15 protein-coding genes are annotated in these 21,166 nt (G+C 72.8%); 12 read left to right on the top strand and 3 right to left on the bottom strand.

Features of this window, described 5'->3' with window-relative positions:
* Positions 1 to 21 precede the first annotated feature (21 nt).
* On the bottom strand, positions 22 to 3,069 hold the full coding sequence (locus C6361_RS25455) for a hypothetical protein (RefSeq protein WP_107269223.1): 3,048 nt from the start codon (positions 3,067 to 3,069) through the stop codon (positions 22 to 24).
* Between the two features lie 216 nt (positions 3,070 to 3,285).
* On the opposite strand from C6361_RS25455, the gene nudC reads away from it, so the two are divergent.
* Positions 3,286 to 4,278: an NAD(+) diphosphatase gene (nudC, locus tag C6361_RS25450; protein ID WP_107269222.1), complete on the top strand. Its 993-nt coding sequence runs from the start codon at positions 3,286 to 3,288 to the stop codon at positions 4,276 to 4,278.
* A gap of 180 nt (positions 4,279 to 4,458) precedes the next feature.
* Here nudC and C6361_RS25445 read toward each other — a convergent pair whose 3' ends face one another.
* Entirely contained in the window at positions 4,459 to 6,453 is a 1,995-nt protein-coding gene (locus tag C6361_RS25445; RefSeq protein WP_199853076.1) for a M14 family metallopeptidase, read from the bottom strand.
* A gap of 268 nt (positions 6,454 to 6,721) precedes the next feature.
* Between C6361_RS25445 and C6361_RS25440 the strand changes: the two genes are divergently transcribed.
* From C6361_RS25440 to C6361_RS25415, 6 genes are all read left to right on the top strand, one after another.
* Entirely contained in the window at positions 6,722 to 7,198 is a 477-nt protein-coding gene (locus C6361_RS25440) for a hypothetical protein (protein ID WP_107258367.1), read from the top strand.
* A gap of 257 nt (positions 7,199 to 7,455) precedes the next feature.
* On the top strand, positions 7,456 to 8,247 hold the full coding sequence (locus C6361_RS25435) for a maleylpyruvate isomerase family mycothiol-dependent enzyme (RefSeq protein WP_107258368.1): 792 nt from the start codon (positions 7,456 to 7,458) through the stop codon (positions 8,245 to 8,247).
* 136 nt (positions 8,248 to 8,383) lie between these two features.
* Positions 8,384 to 8,854, top strand: a complete 471-nt coding sequence (locus C6361_RS25430) for a hypothetical protein (RefSeq protein WP_234358992.1) — start codon at positions 8,384 to 8,386, stop codon at positions 8,852 to 8,854.
* Entirely contained in the window at positions 8,847 to 9,770 is a 924-nt protein-coding gene (locus tag C6361_RS25425) for an alpha/beta fold hydrolase (RefSeq protein ID WP_234358991.1), read from the top strand. The genes C6361_RS25430 and C6361_RS25425 overlap by 8 nt, the downstream gene beginning before the upstream one ends.
* Positions 9,771 to 9,843: 73 nt before the next feature.
* A complete protein-coding gene (locus C6361_RS25420; RefSeq protein WP_107269221.1) occupies positions 9,844 to 10,212 on the top strand; it encodes a GntR family transcriptional regulator in 369 nt (122 codons plus the stop codon).
* Positions 10,209 to 11,237, top strand: coding sequence for a hypothetical protein (locus C6361_RS25415; protein ID WP_107269220.1), 1,029 nt, complete (start codon positions 10,209 to 10,211; stop codon positions 11,235 to 11,237). The genes C6361_RS25420 and C6361_RS25415 overlap by 4 nt, the downstream gene beginning before the upstream one ends.
* Positions 11,238 to 11,293: 56 nt before the next feature.
* Here the strand turns inward: C6361_RS25415 and ilvD are convergent, their stop codons facing one another.
* Complete coding sequence (ilvD, locus tag C6361_RS25410) at positions 11,294 to 13,141, bottom strand: dihydroxy-acid dehydratase (protein WP_107258371.1); 1,848 nt, start codon at positions 13,139 to 13,141, stop codon at positions 11,294 to 11,296.
* A gap of 293 nt (positions 13,142 to 13,434) precedes the next feature.
* Here ilvD and C6361_RS25405 point away from each other — a divergent pair, with 293 nt between their 5' ends.
* From C6361_RS25405 to mpgS, 5 genes are all read left to right on the top strand, one after another.
* On the top strand, positions 13,435 to 15,750 hold the full coding sequence (locus tag C6361_RS25405) for a bifunctional diguanylate cyclase/phosphodiesterase (protein ID WP_107271172.1): 2,316 nt from the start codon (positions 13,435 to 13,437) through the stop codon (positions 15,748 to 15,750).
* Positions 15,751 to 16,002: 252 nt separating this feature from the next.
* Positions 16,003 to 17,940: an acetolactate synthase large subunit gene (locus C6361_RS25400; protein WP_107269219.1), complete on the top strand. Its 1,938-nt coding sequence runs from the start codon at positions 16,003 to 16,005 to the stop codon at positions 17,938 to 17,940.
* A gap of 10 nt (positions 17,941 to 17,950) precedes the next feature.
* On the top strand, positions 17,951 to 18,466 hold the full coding sequence (gene ilvN / locus C6361_RS25395; protein ID WP_101370234.1) for an acetolactate synthase small subunit: 516 nt from the start codon (positions 17,951 to 17,953) through the stop codon (positions 18,464 to 18,466).
* 69 nt (positions 18,467 to 18,535) lie between these two features.
* Positions 18,536 to 19,549 carry a ketol-acid reductoisomerase gene (ilvC, locus tag C6361_RS25390; RefSeq protein ID WP_107269218.1) on the top strand — a complete coding sequence of 338 codons (1,014 nt, stop codon included), beginning with the start codon at positions 18,536 to 18,538 and terminating at the stop codon, positions 19,547 to 19,549.
* A 204-nt stretch (positions 19,550 to 19,753) separates the two neighbouring features.
* Positions 19,754 to 20,989 (top strand): mannosyl-3-phosphoglycerate synthase, encoded by a 1,236-nt coding sequence (gene mpgS / locus C6361_RS25385; RefSeq protein WP_107258374.1) that lies wholly within the window; start codon positions 19,754 to 19,756, stop codon positions 20,987 to 20,989.
* The last annotated feature ends 177 nt before the right edge of the window (positions 20,990 to 21,166 follow it).

The raw sequence follows: 21,166 nt of genomic DNA, 5'->3' as shown, positions 1-21,166 counted from the left end.
TTCGTGAGACCGGTGGCGGCGTTACCGTTCCGTCGCCTGCTGCCACGGGCCGTTGGCCCGGGACCAGAGCGCGGCCCAGCCGCCGCCGGCTAGCCACGACGAGGGCAGCAGCAGCCCGTGCCCCGCGATCCGTTCCCAGAACCCGTCGGGTACGGCACCGAGTTCGACGGCGTCGGGCCAGCTCGACTGCCAGCTCTCGTCCCGAAGCGACGACTGCGGGAAGCCGGGCACCCGTACCCGGCGGCGCGGCACCACGACGGTGACGCGCTCGGCGGAGAACCGGACCGGGGCGGACCCGGGATCGGGCCCTCCGGTGCGCAGACCGCTCCAGGAGGTCACCGCGAGCGCGGCAGCCCGGAGCAGCCCGGCGTGCGGCCGGGACCGTACCCCGTCGGCCAACTCGGGACAGTCCTGCCGGAGCAGGGTGCCCAGGGCGACGCGCACGCGCAACGCGACCAGGTCGGCGGTGCGGGCGACCGCGACGTGCCCGACCCGGGCCACCGGCCGGAGCGAGCCGGGCAGCGGCGCGTCCCGCAGCAGCGGAGCCAGCCGGTCCGGTGCGGGTGGCGACGGCGGAGTCGCTCGACGCGGCAACCCCGGTGACGGGGAACCGACGGTGACGGTCCTCCCTCCGGTCGACCCGGCCGAGACGACCGCGACGGTGGACGGCGCCAGGGTCTGCACCGCACGGGCCAGCGGCCGGTCTCCGCTCGCCCGCCACAGCGCGACCGGGCCGGGCCCGGCCGGGTCGGCCAGGGTGAGCCGGCAGGCCTGGAGCACCGCCCCGGGCGTGGCCCGGCGCAGTGCGGTGAGTGCGTCATGTGGGTCGGCCGGCGGCGTCGCCGGTGCGCCGGCCAGTCGGGTCGCGAGCAGCGCCAGCACCTCGGCGGCCCGAAGGATGTCCGGTTGGCCGACCGTGTCGGCCGCCGCCTCGTCGAGGCGGCGGCCGAGGTCGCGCAGCACCCGTACGGCGGAGGCGGGCCGCCGGCCGGTCCGGGGCGCCGCCGCACCGGTCCCGTCGTGCCGGGCGGCGCGGCGCGGCTGCGGGACGGTGCGCTCGGGAAGGGCGAGGTCGGCCAGCCAGGCGGTGGTCCGGTGCCGCAGTGTCGGATCGGGGTCCTGGTTGAACCGGGCGCGGATCTCTTCGAGTCGCCAACCCCGGGCGCTGGGCCGAAGCTCGGCGTTGAGCAGGATGCGGCCGTCCGGTGCGCGGAGCGCGACCAGCACGCTCCGGCCCCTGGTCGCGTCCTCGACGTAGTGCGGGCCGGCGATGCAGTTGCCCATGTAGTCGGACCAGTCCGCCAACTGCCGGGCGGTCCGGGCCAGCTCGATCCGCGCGTCGGTGCCGGGCAGCACCGTACCGTCGAAGCGCTCGACCGGCGCCGGGACGGTGAAGGCACCGGTCAGCGCGGCGGCGATGGTGGCCTGGTCGCTCAGCCCGGCGACGAGTTCCGACCAGCTCCGGCAGCGGGGCGGAAGCTGCCCGCCGAGGTCCACCAGTTGCGCGGCACCGGCGACGGCGAGCGGGATCGACTGCGGTCGGGGTACCAGCGGTTCGTCCGGGGCCGTCGGGTCGGTGTCGGGGACCGGGGCGTGCGGTCGCGGGGTGATCACGGCCGCCGGATGACCGTTCAGCCCGGCGAGCGCGTCGGCGAGTTCGGCGTACCAGAGCAGGTCGCCGATCGTCTCGACCTCGGCCGTCGTGCGGTCCGGTGCGGCGCGCAGCCGCTCGGCCAGCGGCGGGGTCGGATCCGACGAAAGGATCGGCTGCTGGTCCCAGCGGGCGGGCCGGTCCGGCGAGAGGTAGCCGACCCGGTGCCGCCAGACGTCCAGCGGGCTGCCGGCCCAGGCGGAGAGGTGTGCGTGCGCCGAGGCGGAGTCCAGCCCGGCGGTCGAGGTGACGAACTGCGCCACGACGTCCAGCATGATCCGGCCGTAGTCCCGGGCCCGGGCCAGCCGTTGGTCCAGGTAGGGCGTCCAGCGCGGATCGGGCCGTTCGCCGGGCGCGGTCCGGGCGAGGATGTCCCGCAGGTACGATCCGGGTCGGGCCGGCAGCCCGGTCAGCCCCGATATCCGCCGCGCCGACCTCGATGCCTCGGGCGGGGACAGTTCGGCGACGGCCGCCTCGATCTCGTGCCGGTGTGCGGTCAGGGCCGCGTCCAGACCACGGTCGACCGCGCTCACCGCGACCCGGGCCAGCACCGTCGCTGCCATGGCGTCCTGGAGCACCCGCTTCGCGCGGGTCAGCCAGTAACCGGGCGACGGCTGCCACAGTGCGGCCCGGAGGATCGTCGGCTCGCCCCACAGCTCGGTACGCAACCGCTCGGTCAGTTCGTCCTCCTCGTACCGGTGGTAGCGGACGGTGAGATCGGCGCTGCGGTCCTGCCGGCCCTGCGACGCGCGCAGCCGCTCTCGCCGCACCTGCTGGACACCGTGCGCGCAGACCCGCTGCCAGAGGTCGGTCAGCAGGGCGAGGCGGCGTGGCCGGGGCACCTCCCGGAGCACCCGGGTCAGGTGCCCGCCCACCACCGAGGGGAGCCCGCCCGGGAACGGATCGACCCCGTCCGGCGCCCGCAGTTCGAGTATCCGGACGAGCTGTTCCGGTCCGAGTACGTCGCTCGCCGCGACCGCGAACCGCAGCACCGGCCACCGGCCCTCGTCGAGTACGGCCTGCGCGGCGGCGCCGAGCGGCTTCGTCGCGTCCGGGCCGAACAGTGCGACGAGTACGGCCCGCCGGTCGCCGAGCCGCCCGCCCAGCGCCGGCACCAGCAGGGCGGACAGTACGGCGTCCCGGCGGTCTCCGGCGGCGCCCTCCGTACGGGCCGACCGGAACCCGTCACCGAGGTCGACGCCGGCACCGGCGGCCAGCACACCGCCGACCGTGACCAGCCGGCCGAGTTCCGCGACCGCCCGCTCGGCAGCCTCCGGGGTGGCCGAACGGGGCCCCAACACGACCGGGCTGCCCGGGGCGAGTTCCGGGGAGGGCGCGACGGCCCGGCCACGCGGTCCGGCGGCCCAGACCCGCGTGTCCGGCCCCGGCACCACCCCACCCGACAGCCGCAGTGTCACGAATTCATGATCCTCGTGCTGTCCAATCCATTTACCGAGCCCGGAGTTCGCGGCGACCCGCCAGAGGTGCCCGCGCCGCGTCGGCTGCCGGACGAGGTCCGCCCGGGTTCACGGCAGCGCCAGCACCCGGGCATACCATGCGGTGGTGTCGTCGATCAGATCCCACTTCCCGCAGGTCGGATCCGCTCCATCCGTCGGCCGCCCCGGCGGTGCCGGATGCTGAGCACGGGCGTCGTCACGGCGTACGCGGGCGGAGCGCTGGATCGCGCGGGTGGGCTGCGGCGGGACGCCGACGGACTGCGCCGGCTCTTCGGCAGTGAACGGGCCGAGGTGGTGCCGCTCTGGCGGGACCGCTGCCTGGTGGCGCGGGACGCGGTGCTGCGGTTGGTCGGCGACGGCAGGCGCGGGTTGCCGGACGGGCTCGGCGAACCGGTCTTCCTCGGTCTCGACGACGGTCGACGTCACGACGGTCGACGTCACGACGGTCGACGTCACGACGGTCGACGTGTCGACGGTCGACGTCTCGACGACGGTCGACCGGTGTTCGCCGTCGACCTCAGCGACCTGTCCGAGGAGGAGGCGCTCGCCGCGGTCGGCGCCGACCGGACGATGGACGTACGCCGGCTGGTGCACCGGCTCGACCCGGCCGAGGCTGCCGTGCTCGGGTATGCCCGGGGGCTCTGCCACTGGCACCGCAACCAGCGGTTCTGCGGCACCTGTGGCAGCCCGGCCCGGTCGGTGCAGGGCGGTGCGGCCCGGCAGTGCACGGGCTGCGACCAGGTTCTCTTCCCCCGGATCAGCCCAGCGGTGATCATGCTGGTGGAGCTGCCCGGCCCGCCGGCCCGCTGCCTGCTGGCCCGGCACGCGGGGGCGGGGGAGGACTCCTTCGCGCTGCTCGCCGGCTTCCTGGAGGTCGGGGAGAGCCTGGAGGACGCGGTACGCCGGGAGGTGGCCGAGGAGGCCGGGCTCGCCGTCGACTCGGTACGGTACTTCGGCTCGCAGCCGTGGCCGTTCCCGTCCGGTCTGATGGTGGGTTTCTTCGCCACGGCTCGGGACGAGGTGACCACCGTGGACGGCGAGGAGCTGCTGGAGACCCGCTGGTTCAGCCGGGCGGAGCTGCGGGACCGGCGGGCGGCGCGCGGCCGGCTCGGCAACCCGGACTCGATCGACCGGCTGCTGCTGGAGACCTGGCTCGACGCCGCCCCCTAACGCCCGGCTCCGAACCGTCCGCTGCCCCGGACCCCGGTCCGCTGCCCCGGGCCCCGGTCCGCTGCCCCGGACCCCGCGTAACGCCCGGCTCCGGACCGTCCGCTGCCCCGGAGACGGACGTCCCCGCCCCGCGAGAGCATCGCCCGAGACGACGATCGCGCGGGGCGGGAACGACGAGAGTCAGCGCAGCCGTGCCGGTGCGGAGTCGAGCCCGCCCCGGACGCTGACCGCCCGTACCGTCACCGACTCGGTCTCGGTCTTGCTGACCCGCAGCGTCACCCGCTGCTTCTTCCCACCGTCGAGGAAGAACTGCGGAGCCTCGCCGACCAGCCGGGCGCCCTGCACCTGCACGGTGTCCGGAGCCACGATCTTGACTTCCTTCGCCTGCTCCAGCGCGGTCGGGATCCGGCCGGTGTTGGTGACTGTGGCGGTGATCTCGTGGGTCGCCCCGTCGCTCTGCCCGGCCCGGAGCTTGCGCACGCCGACCTGCGAGAGCGCCACCTGCGGCAGCGACTCGGTCAGGTAGATGTTGAACCGGGCCTGGTTCGCCGCCCACTGCCCGATCAGGTCGGGCGAGGGGTTCTGCGCCCAGAACTTCGGGTTGATCCCGCCGACCTCGACGGCACCGAGCTTCGGGTGCTGGATCTTGGTCCAGGGCAGGAAGCAGTTGGTACGCCGGTTCTCCACGCACCACCGCGACCGTTCCCAGTCGGCGAACCGCTCGTCTTTGTCGTAGTCGAAGAAGTCGCCGCCGTTCCAGATCTCGTCGCCGTACCAGACGGCGCCGTACTGGAAGTAGCCGAAGTCGGGGCCGTGCCCGAAGAGCGCCTCCGGGTCGCCGCCGTTGCGAGTGGCGTAGTCGATGTAGACGCTGCCGGAGTAGCGGTAGCCGGTGAAGCCGACGCCGGCCCGGTCGAAGTGCTCGTAGAGCTTGCGGTCGCCGGTGTACATGCACTGGACCGGGTCGCAGGTCGAGGGGCCGCGCAGGTGCATCGGTACCCGGGTGTCCATGCTGTTCACCGCGCCGATGTTGGTGTGCGACATCAGCCAGGTGTAGACGTGCCGGGTCTCCGGCTCCGACAGCGGGTACTCGCCGGCGCCCACCTGGGTGAGGTTCCGGCCGGTCTCGTCGTACCCGGGCATGACGTGCCAGTTGTACGGGTAGTTCCGGTGCAGGTCGAGGCCGCCGACGCCGTCCTCGTTGTCCCGGCCGTCGCCGTCGTTGTCGACGCCCTCGGAGAACATCAGGTAGTCGCCGTTGCCGGCACCGACGTTGCGCATCACGACTCCGGCCGGGTCGCGGTCGTCGACGACGTGGGTGCCCTTGCCGGCGCCGACGTGCTGGCGCAGCTGCCCGAGGTAGCCGTCGCCGTTGAGGTCCTCGCCGGGGTCCTCGTCGAGCCTGCCGTCGGCGTCGTTGTCGGTCGGCCGGACCGACGACCGGTTGGTCTGCGCGGTGTAGAGGTAGAGGTTGTGTCCGTCCGGGTTGTTCACCGGCCGGATGTAGACGGTCTTGGTGTCGAGGATCCGGTCCACCTGCCGGTCCTTGCCGGCCCGGCTGATCAGGTGGTGCGCCAGCCAGAGCGAGCTCTCGGCCGAGGAGACCTCGCCGGAGTGCCGGTTGCCCTCGAAGAACGCCGCCGGCTTGTCGGTGTCCTTGCCGGTGGACTTGTCGGTGATGGTGAGCTGGTAGATCGGCTCGCCGCCGAAGCTCTCGCCGACGATGTGGAGGTCGACGATGTCCGGCCGCTGGTGCGCCCACTTCTTCAGCCACCACTGGATCTCGATCCCGGTGTGGAAGTGGTCGAAGTCCATCTGGCCCGGCTGCTTCGGCTGGACCTGCGGATACCGTACGACGTCGAAGGTGCTCTCCCCGTCGCGTTCCCCGGCGATGGTGATGGTCGGGGTGGTCGGGGTGACGCTGCCGGGGAACGGGCCGGGGTCCGCCGCCGGCTGCAACCCGATCGTGTACGTCGGCGCGGCGGAGAGTTCGGCGTCGTCGAGTGCGACCGGGTCGCCGGTACCCCACAGGGGCGTACTGGCCAGCACGACGGCGGCGCCCACCAGCAGGGTCACCAGCTTCGGGGTCGGCCGCCGGGCGGGTCGGGGTACCGGCGGGGCCGGCTGGCCGGGATCGGGTCGGTCGGGTGCGGAGCGGGTGATCTCGGAGCCCACGGTAGATCTCCTGTCGTCACTTCGGTGACCGTCTGCCGGGTCGGCAGGATGATGGCCACTTTCCGTGTCGGGGGCGCCACCCAACGTGTACTCACTTGTGATCATGCTAATCGAGGCGTGTGCCGGTGTAAATATCCGGTGCTGGTGGCGGGGGTGAACGGTCCCGGCGGCCCGCCGCCGCCCGTGACGGGGCGCCGATAAATCTTCAGCCGTGGTTGATCACCCTTGCTACGCTCCCCGCCGTTGCTCGCGATAACGGGGGTTCCTGATGACTGTTCGTTCTGTTCGTACCGGCCTCGTCGCCCTCTCCCTGGCGACCGTCGCCGTACTCGGTGCCGGCTGCCAGCCGGACGAGTCGACCACCGACGCGGCCGGTACGCCGACCGCGGCTCCGACCACCGCCGCACCGAGCCCGACCGCCGCGCCGAACACCAAGGAGGTGTGCGAGGCGGTCACCGACATCTTCCTGGACGGCAGCGTCAAGATCGCCGACGACTCGGTGAAGGCAATCGAGAAGCAGCTGAGTGTGGCGCAGCAGGAGAAGCAGCTCCAGACCACGCTGACCGGGCTCGCCGGCCAGTTGGAGGCCGAGGCCGCCAAGGCGACCGACCCGAAGGTCAAGGCGCTGGTCGAGGGGATCGTCGCCGACATCGAGTCCGGCGCGAAGTCCGGTGACCCGGTGAAGTTCCTCCAGGGCGAGTTCGTGCAGGTGGGCACGAGGATCGACAAGGAGTGCATCGGCTGACCCCCGGTGCCGATGGCGGCGGCCCGGGAGTCGACGGTGGCGGCGCCACGCGGAGTTGACGGGGGTGGCGCCACGGGGAGTTGACGGTGGCGGCGGTGCGGGGGGTGACGGTGGACGTTCGCCGGCTTCCGGGCCGCCCGCCACCGCCACGCGGTGGCCGGAGGGTCGGCGGTCGGTCGGGGGCAGCGGGCATGATGGGCGGGTGTCGTGCCGGCCGATCCGGAGCCGGCGACGTACGACCCGGGAGACAGGAAGACATGGCCACTACCGCCGACACGACGATCGCCGCCCTCCGCTCGGGCCACGACGAACTCGCGGCGCTGGTCCGCGACCTCGGCCCGACCGACCTGACCCGGCCGTCCGGGGCCAGCGAGTGGCAGGTGTCGCAGGTGCTCAGCCACCTCGGCAGCGGCGCCGAGATCAACGAGGCCACTCTCGATGTGGCGCTGGGCGGTCGCCCCGCCCTGGAGGCGGACTTCAACAAGCAGGTCTGGGCCCGCTGGGACGCGATGACCCCGATCGAGCACGCCGAGGGCTTTCTGGAGGCCAACCGCCGGCTCGTCGAGCGGTACGAGTCGCTGGACGCGGAGGCCCGGTCCAGCCTGCGGATCGACCTCGGTTTCCTGCCCGAGCCGGTGGACCTGGCTACGGCGGCCGGGATGCGGCTCAGCGAGTTCGCGCTGCACGAGTGGGACGTGGAGGTCGCCTTCAACCGGTACGCGACGGTGGCGCCGGAGGCGGTGCCGCTGGTGCTCGACCGGCTCGGCGGCCTGCTCGGCTGGATCGCCCGGCCGGACGCGGTCGGCGACCGGCCGGTGGAGCTGGCGCTGCGGTTGACCGATCCGGACCGGGTCCTGGGGCTGCGGCTGACCGACCGGGTCGAGCTGGTGGAGCGGCCGGAGCAGCCGGCAGGCGAGATCACCGGGCCGGCCGAGGCGTTCCTGCGGCTGGCCGCCGGCCGGCTGGCGCCCGAGCACACCCCGGACACGCTGACCGTGACCGGCCCGCTCGGCCTGGACGACCTGCGCCGGGTCTTCCCCGGCTACTGACCGACTCCGCCCGCCCGAGCTGACCGGCTCCACCGGCCCGGGCTGGACGAGCGTTGCCCGCCCAGCCCGGCCGTCGGCATCTACTTGACAGTGCTCGTCAAGTGCTTGACACTGGACGTCAAGTGAGGAGGGTGGCGTGCCGCCGACCCGTGACGAACTCGTCGAGCAGCTTCTCCGGACGATGGACGTCCGGCTGCTCGATCCGCTGGAGATCCTGCTCGACGGGGACGACGCGGTCGACGCGCTGCGTACGGTGGTGCGGGTCCGCGCCGAGACCTGGGCGCACCGGCTGGTCGACGGCGACGACCGGGAGGCGGTCGGCACCGCGATGCGGATCGTCTCGACGCTCTATCCCGGCGACGGCCCGTTCGAGCCCCCGCTCGACTGGTGGCGCAGCCCGCTGGGCCAGGTCGTCGCGCGGCGGGTCGGGCACCCCACCGCCGACTCGGTGACGTACGCGGTGGCCGGGGCGATGCTCGGGATCACCCGGCAGGGCGTCCACGACCTGGTCAACCGGGGCAAGCTGGTCCGTCATCCGGAAGGTGGTGTGCTGCCCTCCTCCGTCCGCGACCGGCTACTGGAGGAAGGGCGGCCCCGCCGTGTCTGACGTACCCCACGACCGTGAGATTTCCATCGACTCCGGCCCGGTGCCGATCGTCGCCCGGGACTTCGGCGGCTCCGGCGCCCCGATGCTGCTGCTGCACGGCGGGGGCGGCAACCTGGTCACCATGACCGCGCTGGCCGAGGCGCTGCGGCCGGCGCACCGGGTGGTCGCGGTCGACCTGCGCGGCCACGGCCGCTCCGGCGACGGCCCGTGGAAGTGGGACGAGGTCCTCGACGACCTCGACGCCGTCGCCGACGAGCTGGAGTTGGCCCGCCCGGCGGTGGTCGGCATGTCGCTCGGCGGCATGCTCGCCAGCCTCTGGGCGGCCCGCCACCCGGACTGCCCCGGCGCGGTCAGCCTGGACGGCAATCCCGTCCCGAGCCGGCCGGAGGACCTCGCCGGCCTCGACCCGGACCGGGCGGTGGCCGAACTCGCCCGGCTCCGCGAGGTCTTCGCCGGGATGTCCGCCGCGCTGGCCCGACCGCTCGACGCCGAGCAGGTCGCGGCGGCGCTCGCCGGACAGCGGGCCACGGCCCGGCGGTACGGCTCCGCCGAGGAGATCTGGGTGGAGGCGTTCCGGCGCAACCTGGTGCCGGCGGAGGACGGGACGAGCCGGCTGCGCCCCGATCCGGAACTGACCGAGGAACTGCGGCTGGCCATGGAGTCGCTGGACCTGGTACCCGTCTACCGTGCGGTCCGCTGCCCGCTGCTGCTGGTACTGGCCACCGTGGACATGCCCGAACAGCGTCCCTTCCACGACCTCTACGCCGCACACCGGCGTCGGGTGCTGGAGCGGCTGGCGGCCGTCCGGGACAACCCGTGGCTGGAGGTCGTACCGCTGGACGGCGCCAGCCACGCCATGGTGGCCGAACGCCCGGGCCAACTGGCCGACCTGGTCACGGGGTTCCTCTCCCGCTAGGGGTCCCGCGCTGGTGCCCCGATCCGGTCGACGGGCTTGTGGATAGTACTCGTTGTTCTAGTAGAATACGAACATGTTGTTTCGGGTGTCACCGGGCAGCGGCGTACCGCTGGCCGAGCAGATCGCCGGCAGCGTGCGCCGGGCACTGGCGGACGGAGCGATCGGCCGGGGCGACCGGCTGCCCGCCGCACGGGAACTCGCCGGCACGCTAGACGTGAACATGCACACCGTGCTCCGGGCGTACGCGGCACTGCGCGAGGAGGGGCTCATCGAGCTTCGCCGGGGACGGGGCGCGGTGGTGACCGGGGAGGTCCCGCACGAGCGGGCCCGGGTGATCGAGTCGGTACGGGAGTTGGTGACGGTTGCCCGCCGGGCCGGCGTCGGCCTCGACGAGGCCGTCGCGTTGCTGCGGCAGCAGTACTCGAGAGAGGTGAGCGCATGAGGAGTGCCCGGTGGACGATCGGCAGCGGCCTGCTGCCGGCGGCCCTGATCGGCGGTGCGGTGGCGGTGACCCTCGCCTGGCGGAGCCGCCTCCCGGAGAGCCTGCCCAACTCCGGCGGTGTCGGTGACCGGCCGATGGTGAGCACCATCGGCGTCGACACCCTGGCCGGGGTGCTGCTCGGCGCCGCGCTCACCGTCTGGCTGGCCGGGCTGCTGGTCTTCGCGCTGGCCCGTGGGCTCCCCGGCACCGGGCGGCACTGGCTACGGCTCGGCGCCCAGGTCGCGGTGAACGGCACCGCCGCGGCGGCCGGCACCGTGCTGTTGATGACGCTGGCCGCCGCACTGGACGCGCCGACCGCCGCCGACGTACGCCTCTCCTGGGGCTACTTCGCCGCGCTGATGGGGCTGCCGATGGTGGCGGCGGCGGTCGCCGGGCTGCTGGCGTACCTGCTGGCCGGCGCGGCACCCCCGGCGGCACCCGGCGCCGGCCCCCCGGCACCGACCCGGGCGGCGGCCGGGCCCGACGTCCCGGAGCCGGCGGTCGGGCCGCTGCTGGCGGCCGGTGCCGACGAGCGGCTGATCTGGTGGGAGTTGCGGGCGCTGCGCCCGGTGCTCTGGACGACCGGGGCGCTGGCTCTGACCGGGGTGCTGATGGTCGCCGTACTGGTGCCGCTGGTCGGCGTCGTCGGCTGGGCGGGTGCCGCGCCGATGGTGTCGGCGCTGGCGATGCTGCCGTTCACCCGCTACCGGCTGGTCATCGACGGCGAGGCGGTCCGGGTGGCGGTCGGCCCGCTGCGCCGCCGGGTGCCGATCTCGGCGATCGCCGCCGCCGAGCCGGACCACCTGGCGGTGCAGGACTGGCTGCTCCGCTCGTTCCTGCGCGGCGCCACCGCCGCCGACGTGCCGCTGCTGCCCGGCCCGGCGCTGGCGCTCCGGCTGACCGACGGCAGCCGCCGGCTGGTCACCTGCCGGGACGTGCCGACCGCGGTGGCGATGGTGAACACCCTGCGGGCCCGGCTCGGCTGACCCGGGCCGCCGGGCGTGGGGTCATCCGTCAGAAGACCCCACGCCCGGCGTCGCGCTCACTCCGGGACGCGCCGGTAGGCGCCGTCGCTGGCCGAGGTCGCCATCGAGGCGTACGCGCGCAGCGCGGCGGAGACCGGCCGCTCCCGGTCCACCGGCGTGTACGGCCGGTCCCGCTTCTCCTGCGCGATCCGGCGCGCCTCCAGCACCTCGGGCGCCACCGCCAGTTCCATGCTCCGGTTCGGGATGTCGATGACGATCTCGTCGCCGGGCTCGACCAGCGCGATCAGCCCGCCGCCGGCTGCCTCCGGGGAGACGTGTCCGATGGAGAGCCCGGAGGTGCCGCCGGAGAACCGGCCGTCGGTGATCAGCGCGCACTCCCGGCCGAGACCGCGTCCCTTGAGGAACGAGGTGGGGTAGAGCATCTCCTGCATCCCCGGCCCGCCCTTCGGGCCCTCGTAGCGGATCACCACGACGTCACCGGCGACGACCTGCTTGCCGAGGATCGCCTCGACGGCGGCCTCCTGCGACTCGTAGACCTTGGCCGGGCCCCGGAAGGTGAGGCACTCGGCCGGCACCCCGGCGGTCTTCACCACCGCGCCGTCCGGGGCGAGGTTGCCGTGCAGGATCGCCAGCCCGCCGTCGGCGGTGTACGCGTGCTCCCGGTCCCGGATGCAGCCCTCGGCCGCGTCGGTGTCGAGTGTGGACCAGCGGTTGGTGGTGGAGAACGGCTCGGTGGTGCGTACCCCGCCGGGGGCGGCGTGGAAGAGCTCGATCGCCTCCCGGCTGGCCTTGCCGCCCCGGATGTCCCAGTCGGCCAGCCAGCCGTCCAGGTCGGCCGAGTGCACCGCGTGCACGTCCCGGCGGAGCAGTCCGGCCCGGTCCAGTTCGCCGAGGATCGCCGGGATGCCACCGGCCCGGTGCACGTCCTCCATGTGGTATTTCGGCGAGTTGGGGGCGACCTTGGCCAGGCAGGGCACCCGGCGGGAGATCTCGTCGATGTCGGCGACGCCGAAGTCGAGTTCCGCCTCGCGGGCGGCGGCCAGCAGGTGCAGCACCGTGTTGGTGGAGCCGCCCATCGCCACGTCCAGCGCGACCGCGTTCTCGAACGCGGCCCGGGAGGCGATCGACCGGGGCAGTACCGAGGCGTCGTCGTCGGCGTACCACCGGTTGGCGATCTCCACGACGACCCGGCCGGCCTCCTCGAAGAGAGCCTTGCGGGCGGCGTGGGTGGCCAGCACCGACCCGTTGCCGGGCAGGGCCAGTCCGATCGCCTCGGTGAGGCAGTTCATCGAGTTGGCGGTGAACATGCCGGAGCAGGAGCCGCAGGTGGGGCAGGCGGAGCGCTCGATCGCGCCGAGCTGGTCGTCGGTGACCGCGTCGTTGGACGAGGCGATCATCGCGTCGATCAGGTCGATCTTGTCGTGCACGATCCCCTCGATCGCCACCGTCTTGCCGGCCTCCATCGGGCCGCCGCTGACGAAGACGGTCGGGATGTTCAGCCGGAGCGCGGCGAGCAGCATGCCCGGGGTGATCTTGTCGCAGTTGGAGATGCAGACCAGGGCGTCCGCGCAGTGCGCGTTGACCATGTATTCGACCGCGTCGGCGATCAGCTCCCGGCTCGGCAGCGAGTAGAGCATGCCGCCGTGCCCCATCGCGATGCCGTCGTCGACGGCGATGGTGTTGAACTCCCGACCGACGCCGCCGGCCGAGGCCACCGAGTCCGCGACCAGGCCGCCGAGGTCCTTGAGGTGCACGTGCCCGGGTACGAACTGGGTGAAGCTGTTCGCGATGGCCACGATCGGCTTGCCGAAGTCGTCGTCGGTCATCCCGGTGGCCCGCCACAGCGCGCGGGCGCCGGCCATCGTCCGGCCGTGTGTGGAGGTCTTCGACCGCAGGTCAGGCATTCGACAAGTGTGGCACTCCCGGCGGCCGAACGCCGCCTGCGCGGTCCACCCGGTCCAGCCAGCGGGACGCCGGCCGGGTCGGGGCCGGCCCGCCGGCACCCCGCCGGGCCGTCCCGCCCCGGCCCGATGATCCCGCCGATGCCCGAATGGGCGGTCTGTGCCTCTGATCGATGAACCGGCGCGGGCTCCCCCATGGAGTGCGATCGATCCGGCAGAGTGAACCCGTGCAACTCGCCTCCGGTGCGCCGGCCCTCGCCGTGGCGACCGGCCTCGCCTCCTGCTGCGGGCCGGTCATGCTGGCGCTGTCGGCACACCGGCACACCGGTGCGCGCCGGATCGGGCACTGGCTGCTCGCCGTCGGCGGCGCACTGGCGGCGGCCAGCGCCGCACTGGGGCTGTTCGCGCTGGTCACAATGGCCGAGCACTGGCAGCACGAGCAGGCCCAGCGGACCGGCCTGGCCACCCTGATCGCGGCCGGGATGGCCGGCAGCGGGGCGCTGCTCTGCGCCGGCCTGCTCCGGTTGCCCGGCGTCGCCGAGACCCCCGGCGCGGCGCTCCGGCTGGTGCTGGACGGGCTGGTGATCGGGGCGGCGCTCTGGTTCGTCGGCTGGGTGCTGCTCGCCGAACCGACCCGGGTGCTCGGCGACCTCACCCCGAGCGGCTGCCTGGCCATCCTGGTGGCGACCGTCACGGCGGCGGTGGCGGTCGGGCTGACCTTCATCGTCGGCGCCCGGGCCCGGGCGCCCCGGCGCGGGCTGCTGCTGGCCGGGACCGGGGTCAACCTGGTGACCGGCTCCGGACTGGCCATCTCCGCCGGGATCTGCCAGGCCGGCCCGACGGTCGCGCTGGTCGGGGCGGTGCTGCTGCCGTTCGGCCTGCTGATGGTCGCCCTGGCCGGCCGGGCACCGGAGCTGGCCGGCGGGCCGGACGGCGACGTCATCCGGCGCGGCACCTACGCCGTGCTGCCGATGGTGGCGATGGCCGTCTCCGCCGTCTACCACCTGCTGGTCGGCGGCGACTTCACGATCTTCGCGGTGGTGGCCGGCATCGTCGAGGGGTTCGGCCTGGTCGCCCGGCAATACCTGGCCCTGGCCGACGTACGCGCCTATGCGGGTCGGCTCGCCGAGCGGGAGGCACACTTCCGGGAACTGGCGCACACCGATCCGCTGACCGGGCTGGCGAACCGCCGGGGGCTGCTCCGGGCGGTGCAGCAGGCCGACCCGGAGACGCCCTGGGTGCTGCTCGGACTCGACCTGGACGGCTTCAAGAACGTCAACGACATGCGCGGGCACGACGTCGGCGACGCGGTGCTGGTCGAGGTGGGCCGGCGGCTGAAGAGCAACCTGCGCCCCGGCGACCTGGCCGCGCGGCTCGGCGGCGACGAGTTCGCCGTACTGATGCGGGCCCGTCCGGCCGAGGCGCAGCGGATCGCGGAGCGGCTGCTCGGGGTGGTCGGCTCGGCGTACCGGCACGAGGCCGGGTCGGTCTTCCTGTCGGTCAGCATCGGGGTGGCGGACAGCGCCGACGCCGCCGACGTGGAGACCCTGCTGCGCAACGCCGACCTGGCCCTGCGGTACGCCAAGCAGCGCGGCAAGAACCGCGTCGAGCGGTACGACGCGACCTACGACAACCTGCTGCGCCGGCGCACCACGCTGGAGCACGAGATGCGCGGCGCCATCGAGCGCGACGAGCTGCACCTGGCGTTCCAGCCGGTGGTGGCGGTCCCGTCGGTCCGGCCGGTCGGCGCGGAGGCACTGCTGCGCTGGCACCACCCCGAGCTGGGCAACGTCGGTCCGGACGAGTTCATCCCGCTCGCCGAGGAGTGCGGGATGATCGCCAAGCTCGGCGCCTGGGTGCTGCACCGGGCCTGCCACCAGCTCTCCCTCTGGCTCGCCGCCGGGCACGACGTCTGGGTGTCGGTGAACGTCTCGCCCCGCGAGCTGCACGCCCCGGAGTACGTCGTCCAGGTCACCGAGGCGCTGCGGGCGCACCGGGTGCCGCCGCAACGGCTGGTGCTGGAGGTGACCGAGCACGCCGTGGCGACCGACCTGGACGAGTTGATCCGCCGGCTCCGGGCGCTGCGGCTGACCGGGGTACGCATCGCGCTGGACGATTTCGGCGCCGGATACTCCTCGCTCGGCCAGCTCCGCCGGCTGCCGATCGACATCCTCAAGATCGACCACAGTCTGGTCGCCGGTCCGGAGCCGATCCGGCGACCGAAGGGCCGCGCCTTCGCCCCGATGGTGGACGTGGTGATGCGGCTCGGCCACCAGCTCGGGCTGGAGGTGATCGCCGAGGGGGTGACCAACCCGACGGAACTCGCCGCCGTGGTCGAGGCCGGCTGCCGGTTCGGGCAGGGCCAGCTCTTCGGCTGGGGGGTGCCGGCCGAGCACCTGGAGGCGATGCTGGAGGCGGCCAGCCCGCCGGAGGGGAGCGGCTCGGAGTCCCGCCCGAAGGGCGACGCCGGCAAGCCCGCCTCCCGGACGGCCGGCAACAGCCGGAGCGCGCCCCGGCAGCGCAGGCCCAGCGACGGGCCGGCGGACCCGAAAACCGACACTGCCCAGAATGCGGGATCAGTTGACTCATCGCGTGAGATGCGTCAGGCTTAGCCGCATGTCTGCGACCAGGTCCTTCCGAGTACTTATCTGAGCGCACTCTCGACTCCCGAGAGTGCGCAGGCCCCGTGCATCAGCACGAGGGCCGTTTTTATTGGCCACGTATCTCGCGTCGGCAGTGTGCTCGCCCCGGTTGGCGTACCACTCCTGCCGGTTTGGGTAGATCGACCGCCGGCCGAGGCGGCCCGCCCGCAACGCCGTACACCTCGAAAAGATCACTGCTCCGAGCCGAAGGCCTGAATAGCCATGACGAGACCCACACCCGAGACCCTGGCCAACAGCGCGCGGCGTCACCGGTCCGCCCCCGCCGAGGGGAGCAACGACCCCGCCGACCAGTTCCCCCGCCGACTCCGCCCGGGTGCCCAGCCGGCCGGCGACCAGTCCGGTCCGCTCGCCGAGCCGAGCCGGGGTGCCGCGGGCGGGCAGGTGGTGGCACCGGTCCAGGTCTCCGGGGCCGGTTCGCTGGTCAAGTCGCTGGAGGCGCTCGGCGTCGAGGTCGCGTTCGGCATCCCGGGTGGGGCGATCCTGCCGGCGTACGACCCGCTCTACGACTCGTCGGTGCGGCACATCCTGGTCCGGCACGAGCAGGGCGCCGGGCACGCCGCCACCGGGTACGCGCAGGCCACCGGCCGGGTCGGCGTCTGCATCGCCACCTCGGGTCCGGGGGCGACGAACCTGGTCACGCCGATCGCGGACGCGTACATGGACTCGGTGCCGATGGTGGCGATCACCGGTCAGGTGGCCCGGCCGGCGATCGGCACGGACGCCTTCCAGGAGGCGGACATCCAGGGCATCACCCTGCCGATCACCAAGCACAACTTCCTGGTGCAGACCGCCGAGGAGATCCCGCGGATCCTGGCCGAGGCGTTCCACCTGGCCGCCACCGGCCGGCCCGGCCCGGTGCTGGTCGACATCCCCAAGGACGTCCTCCAGGCGCAGACCACCTTCAGTTGGCCGCCCGCCCTGGACCTGCCGGGCTACCGGCCGACCCTGCACCCGCACGGCAAGCAGATCCGCGAGGCGGCCCGGCTGATGACCACCGCCCGCCGCCCGGTGCTCTACGTCGGCGGCGGCGTGCTCAAGGCCGGCGCCACCGAGGGGCTGCGCAAGCTGGCCGAGCTGACCGGCATCCCGGTGCTGACCACGCTGATGGCCCGGGGCGCCTTCCCGGACTCGCACCCGCAGCACCTCGGCATGCCCGGCATGCACGGCACGGTCGCCGCGGTCTACGCCCTGCAGAAGTCGGACCTGATCGTGGCGCTGGGGGCCCGGTTCGACGACCGGGTGACCGGCAAGCTGGACTCGTTCGCCCCGGGGGCGGCGATCGTGCACGCCGACATCGACCCGGCGGAGATCGGCAAGAACCGCGCCGCCGACGTGCCGATCGTCGGTGACGCGAAATACGTGATCGACGAGCTGATCGAGGCGGTCCGGGCCGCCACCGCCGGGCAGACCGCGGCGATCGACCGGACCGAGTGGTGGGCGCAGCTCGACGACCTGCGCGACCGCTACCCGCTCGGCTACGACGAGCCGACCGACGGCACCCTCGCCCCGCAGTACGTGATCGAGCGGCTGGGCGCGATCGCCGGCCCGGAGGCGATCTACGTGGCCGGGGTGGGGCAGCACCAGATGTGGGCGGCACAGTTCGTCTCGTACGAGAAGCCGTACACCTGGCTCAACTCCGGAGGCCTGGGCACCATGGGTTACGCGGTGCCGGCGGCGATGGGCGCCAAGGTCGGCAAGCCGGAGACCGTGGTCTGGGGGATCGACGGCGACGGCTGCTTCCAGATGACCAACCAGGAGCTGGCGACCTGTGCCCTGGAGGGGATCCCGGTCAAGATCGCCGTGATCAACAACGGCAACCTGGGGATGGTCCGGCAGTGGCAGACGCTCTTCTACGGCGAGCGCTACTCCAACACCGAGCTGGGCACCCACAAGCACCGGATTCCTGATTTCGTCAAGCTGGCCGAGGCGCTCGGCTGCGTCGGGCTGCGCTGCGAGAGCAAGGCCGACGTGGACAAGACCATCAAGGCCGCGATGGAGATCAACGACGCGCCGGTGGTGATCGACTTCGTGGTCGGCAAGGACGCCATGGTCTGGCCGATGGTGGCCGCCGGCACCAGCAACGACGAGATCATGTTCGCCCGTGGGGTCCGCCCCGCCTTCGACGACGACGAGCTGTGAGGCCGGGAAGATGAGCAAGCACACGCTGTCCGTGCTGGTGGAGAACAAGCCGGGTGTCCTGGCCCGGGTGAGCGGGCTCTTCTCCCGCCGGGGCTTCAACATCGACTCGCTGGCGGTCGGTGAGACGGAGAACCCGGACGTCTCCCGGATCACCATCGTGGTCAACGCCGAGACCTCACCGCTGGAGCAGGTCACCAAGCAGCTCAACAAGCTGGTCAACGTACTCAAGATCGTCGAGCTGGATCCGGGCGTCTCGGTGGCCCGGGAGCTGGTGCTGGTCAAGGTCCGGGCCGACCGCTCGCAGCGGGCCCAGGTGCTGGAGACGGTGAACCTGTTCCGGGCCAGGGTGGTCGACGTCGCGCCGGACACCCTCACGATCGAGGCGACCGGCACCGCTGACAAGCTGGACGCGCTGCTGCGCGATCTCGAACCGTTCGGAATCAAGGAAATGGTGCAGTCGGGCCTGGTGGCGATCGGGCGGGGCTCCCGTTCGATCACCACCGGTTCGGCGCTGCGGGCCGCCTGAGCACGGCGAACCCGCACAACGATTGGCAACGGCGGGCCCGGCCGGGTCGCGCCGCAGGAGAGGAAAGTCATGTCCGTTGAGGTGTTCTACGACGACGACGCCGACCTGGGGCTCATCCAGAGCAAGAAGGTCGCGGTGCTCGGGTACGGCAGCCAGGGCCACGCCCACGCGCTGTCGCTGCGCGACTCCGGCGTCGACGTCGTGATCGGTCTGCCGGAGGGTTCGAAGAGCCGGGCCAAGGCGCAGGAGCAGGGCCTTCGGGTGCTGACCCCGGCCGAGGCGTCGGCCGAGGCCGACGTGATCATGGTGTTGGCGCCGGACACCGCGCAGCGGTCGCTCTACGCCGAGGCCATCGCGCCCAACCTGACCGCCGGCAAGGCGCTGTTCTTCGGCCACGGCCTGAACATCCGGTACGGCTTCATCACCCCGCCGGCCGAGGTCGACGTGGCGATGGTCGCCCCGAAGGGCCCGGGCCACCTGGTCCGCCGGCAGTACGTCGACGGCAAGGGCGTGCCCTGCCTGGTCGCGGTGGAGCAGGACGCCACCGGCACCGCCTTCCCGCTCGCGCTCGCCTACACCAAGGCGATCGGCGGCACCCGGGCCGGTGCGATCCGCACCACCTTCAAGGAGGAGACCGAGACCGACCTCTTCGGCGAGCAGGCGGTGCTCTGCGGCGGCGCCTCCGCGCTGGTGCAGACCGGTTTCGAGGTGCTCACCGAGGCCGGGTACGCGCCCGAGGTGGCGTACTTCGAGTGCCTGCACGAGCTGAAGCTGATCGTCGACCTGATGTACGAGGGCGGCATCGCCCGGATGCGCTACAGCGTCTCCGACACCGCCGAGTACGGCGACTACTCGCGCGGCCCGCGGGTGATCGACGCCCGGGTCAAGGACGAGATGCGGAAGATCCTCTCCGAGATCCAGTCCGGCGAGTTCGCCCGGGAGTGGATCGCCGAGGACGACGCCGGCCGGCCCAACTTCACCAAGTGGCGGGCCGAGGGCGCGGCGCACCCGATCGAGGAGACCGGCAAGAAGCTGCGCGGCATGATGAGCTGGGTCGACCGGCCGATCACCGAGACCGCCTGACACAGCGGCGGCCCCGGGCCGGTGAGGATACCGGTCCGGGGCGGCGGCCGCATCCGGCGGGAACATTCTTCCGGTACCCGATCTTCCTCCGCCGAGTTTCCAGATCATTGCCAATAGACGTCCAATCGCCATCCACGGCGGTGGCGTCAGGAAATGGTCGGCGGTTACGGGCGGTTAATGCGTCCGCTCGGGTACTGTCGCCGCATGCGTCTGGAGCAATCGCACCGTACCGAGCGTTTCGGCGCCGTCCGTATCCACGAACTCCAGCGTGTCATACAGCTGGACTCGGGAGACGCCACGGGGACCACCGCCGAGGGGATCGTCTCGCACGCGGCGATGCGCGCGATCGAGCGGCAGATGGTCATCGTCATTCCCTGCATGAACGAGACACGCAGAGTAATCGAAGGTGTGCTCTCGGGGATTCCACACGACTGTCTGATCGTGCTCGTCTCGAACAGCGCCCGGCACCCGGTCGATCGCTACGACATGGAAGCCCAGACCCTGGAGCAGTACTGCCGGGCGACCGAGCGGCCGGCGATCATGGTGCACCAGCGGGACCCGGGACTGGCCGCCGCCGTCAAGGCCGCCGGCATGCCCGAGCTGATCGACGACGAGGGGCTGGTCCGGGCCGGCAAGGGCGAGGCGATGCTGATCGGCATGGCGGTCGCCGCGCTGACCGGCCGGAAGTACCTCGGCTACATCGACGCCGACAACTACGTACCGGGCGCCGTGCACGAGTACGTCAAGGTGTACGCCGCCGGCCTGCACCTCGCGGCCAATCCGTACGCGATGGTCCGGATCTCCTGGCACTCGAAGCCGAAACTGCGGGACGGGCGCCTCTTCTTCAGCCGGCGCGGCCGGAGTTCCGAGATCACCAACGAGTTCCTGAACCGGCTGGTGGCCGAGTATTCCGGCTTCGGTACCGAGGTGATCGCCACCGGCAATGCCGGCGAACACGCGCTCAGTCTCGACCTCGGGCTGCGGATGCGGCTGGCCGGCGGCTTCGCGGTGGAGCCCTTCGAGTTCGTGGAACTCTTCGAACAGTTCGGCGGGGTGCTCGACACCACCCATCCCGAGGTGATGGCGAGTTCCGTCCCGGTACTCCAGATCGAGACCCGCAACCCGCACTTCCACGACAACAAGGGCGAGGACCACGTCCAGGGCATGCGGATGCAGGCGCTGAACGTGCTCTACCACTCGCCGGTCGCGCTGCCGCCGGTCCGCGAGGCGATCCTCGACTTCATGCTCGCCCAGCAGGCGATCGCGCCGGGCGAGGAGCCGCCCCGGGAGCGGATCTACCCGCCGGTCGGCTCGCTCGACCTGGACCTGCTCCGCGACGTACTGGAGAGCGAGGCGGGGACGTTCCGCCAGCTCGGCACCCGGTCGCTGCTGCGGCCCCGCTCCGCACTGCCCGGATCCGAGGTCTTCACCTCCGCCTGAGCCGTCGGCGGAACACGCCGGTCGGTGCGCCTTGTGAGGGCACTCACGCGGTTCTGCGCCGCACCGTGCGCAGCAGGACGCCTACGATCGGCAGACAGGTGCGTCCGCACCGCAGGGAAGCACCCGAATGGCCGGAAGCGCGGGACGCAGTGCGGCGCCCACGTGGCCGCAGACCTC

Origin of the sequence: Plantactinospora sp. BC1 (genome assembly GCF_003030345.1) — a bacterium.
GTDB lineage: Bacteria > Actinomycetota > Actinomycetes > Mycobacteriales > Micromonosporaceae > Plantactinospora.
Note: the sequence above shows the minus strand (reverse complement) of the source record. Positions and strands in the feature narration are given on the sequence as shown.

Excerpts from the sequence above, each read along its gene's own strand:
- C6361_RS25415 (WP_107269220.1), top strand. The coding sequence starts at position 10,209 with ATGAGGAGTGCCCGGTGGACGATCGGCAGCGGCCTGCTGCCGGCGGCC.
- C6361_RS25435 (WP_107258368.1), top strand. The coding sequence starts at position 7,456 with ATGGCCACTACCGCCGACACGACGATCGCCGCCCTCCGCTCGGGCCAC.
- C6361_RS25420 (WP_107269221.1), top strand. The coding sequence starts at position 9,844 with ATGTTGTTTCGGGTGTCACCGGGCAGCGGCGTACCGCTGGCCGAGCAG.
- mpgS (WP_107258374.1), top strand. The coding sequence starts at position 19,754 with ATGCGTCTGGAGCAATCGCACCGTACCGAGCGTTTCGGCGCCGTCCGT.
- ilvC (WP_107269218.1), top strand. The coding sequence starts at position 18,536 with ATGTCCGTTGAGGTGTTCTACGACGACGACGCCGACCTGGGGCTCATC.
- ilvD (WP_107258371.1), bottom strand. The coding sequence starts at position 13,141 with ATGCCTGACCTGCGGTCGAAGACCTCCACACACGGCCGGACGATGGCC.
- C6361_RS25440 (WP_107258367.1), top strand. The coding sequence starts at position 6,722 with ATGACTGTTCGTTCTGTTCGTACCGGCCTCGTCGCCCTCTCCCTGGCG.
- ilvN (WP_101370234.1), top strand. The coding sequence starts at position 17,951 with ATGAGCAAGCACACGCTGTCCGTGCTGGTGGAGAACAAGCCGGGTGTC.
- nudC (WP_107269222.1), top strand. The coding sequence starts at position 3,286 with ATGCTGAGCACGGGCGTCGTCACGGCGTACGCGGGCGGAGCGCTGGAT.
- C6361_RS25400 (WP_107269219.1), top strand. The coding sequence starts at position 16,003 with ATGACGAGACCCACACCCGAGACCCTGGCCAACAGCGCGCGGCGTCAC.
- C6361_RS25405 (WP_107271172.1), top strand. The coding sequence starts at position 13,435 with ATGCTGGCGCTGTCGGCACACCGGCACACCGGTGCGCGCCGGATCGGG.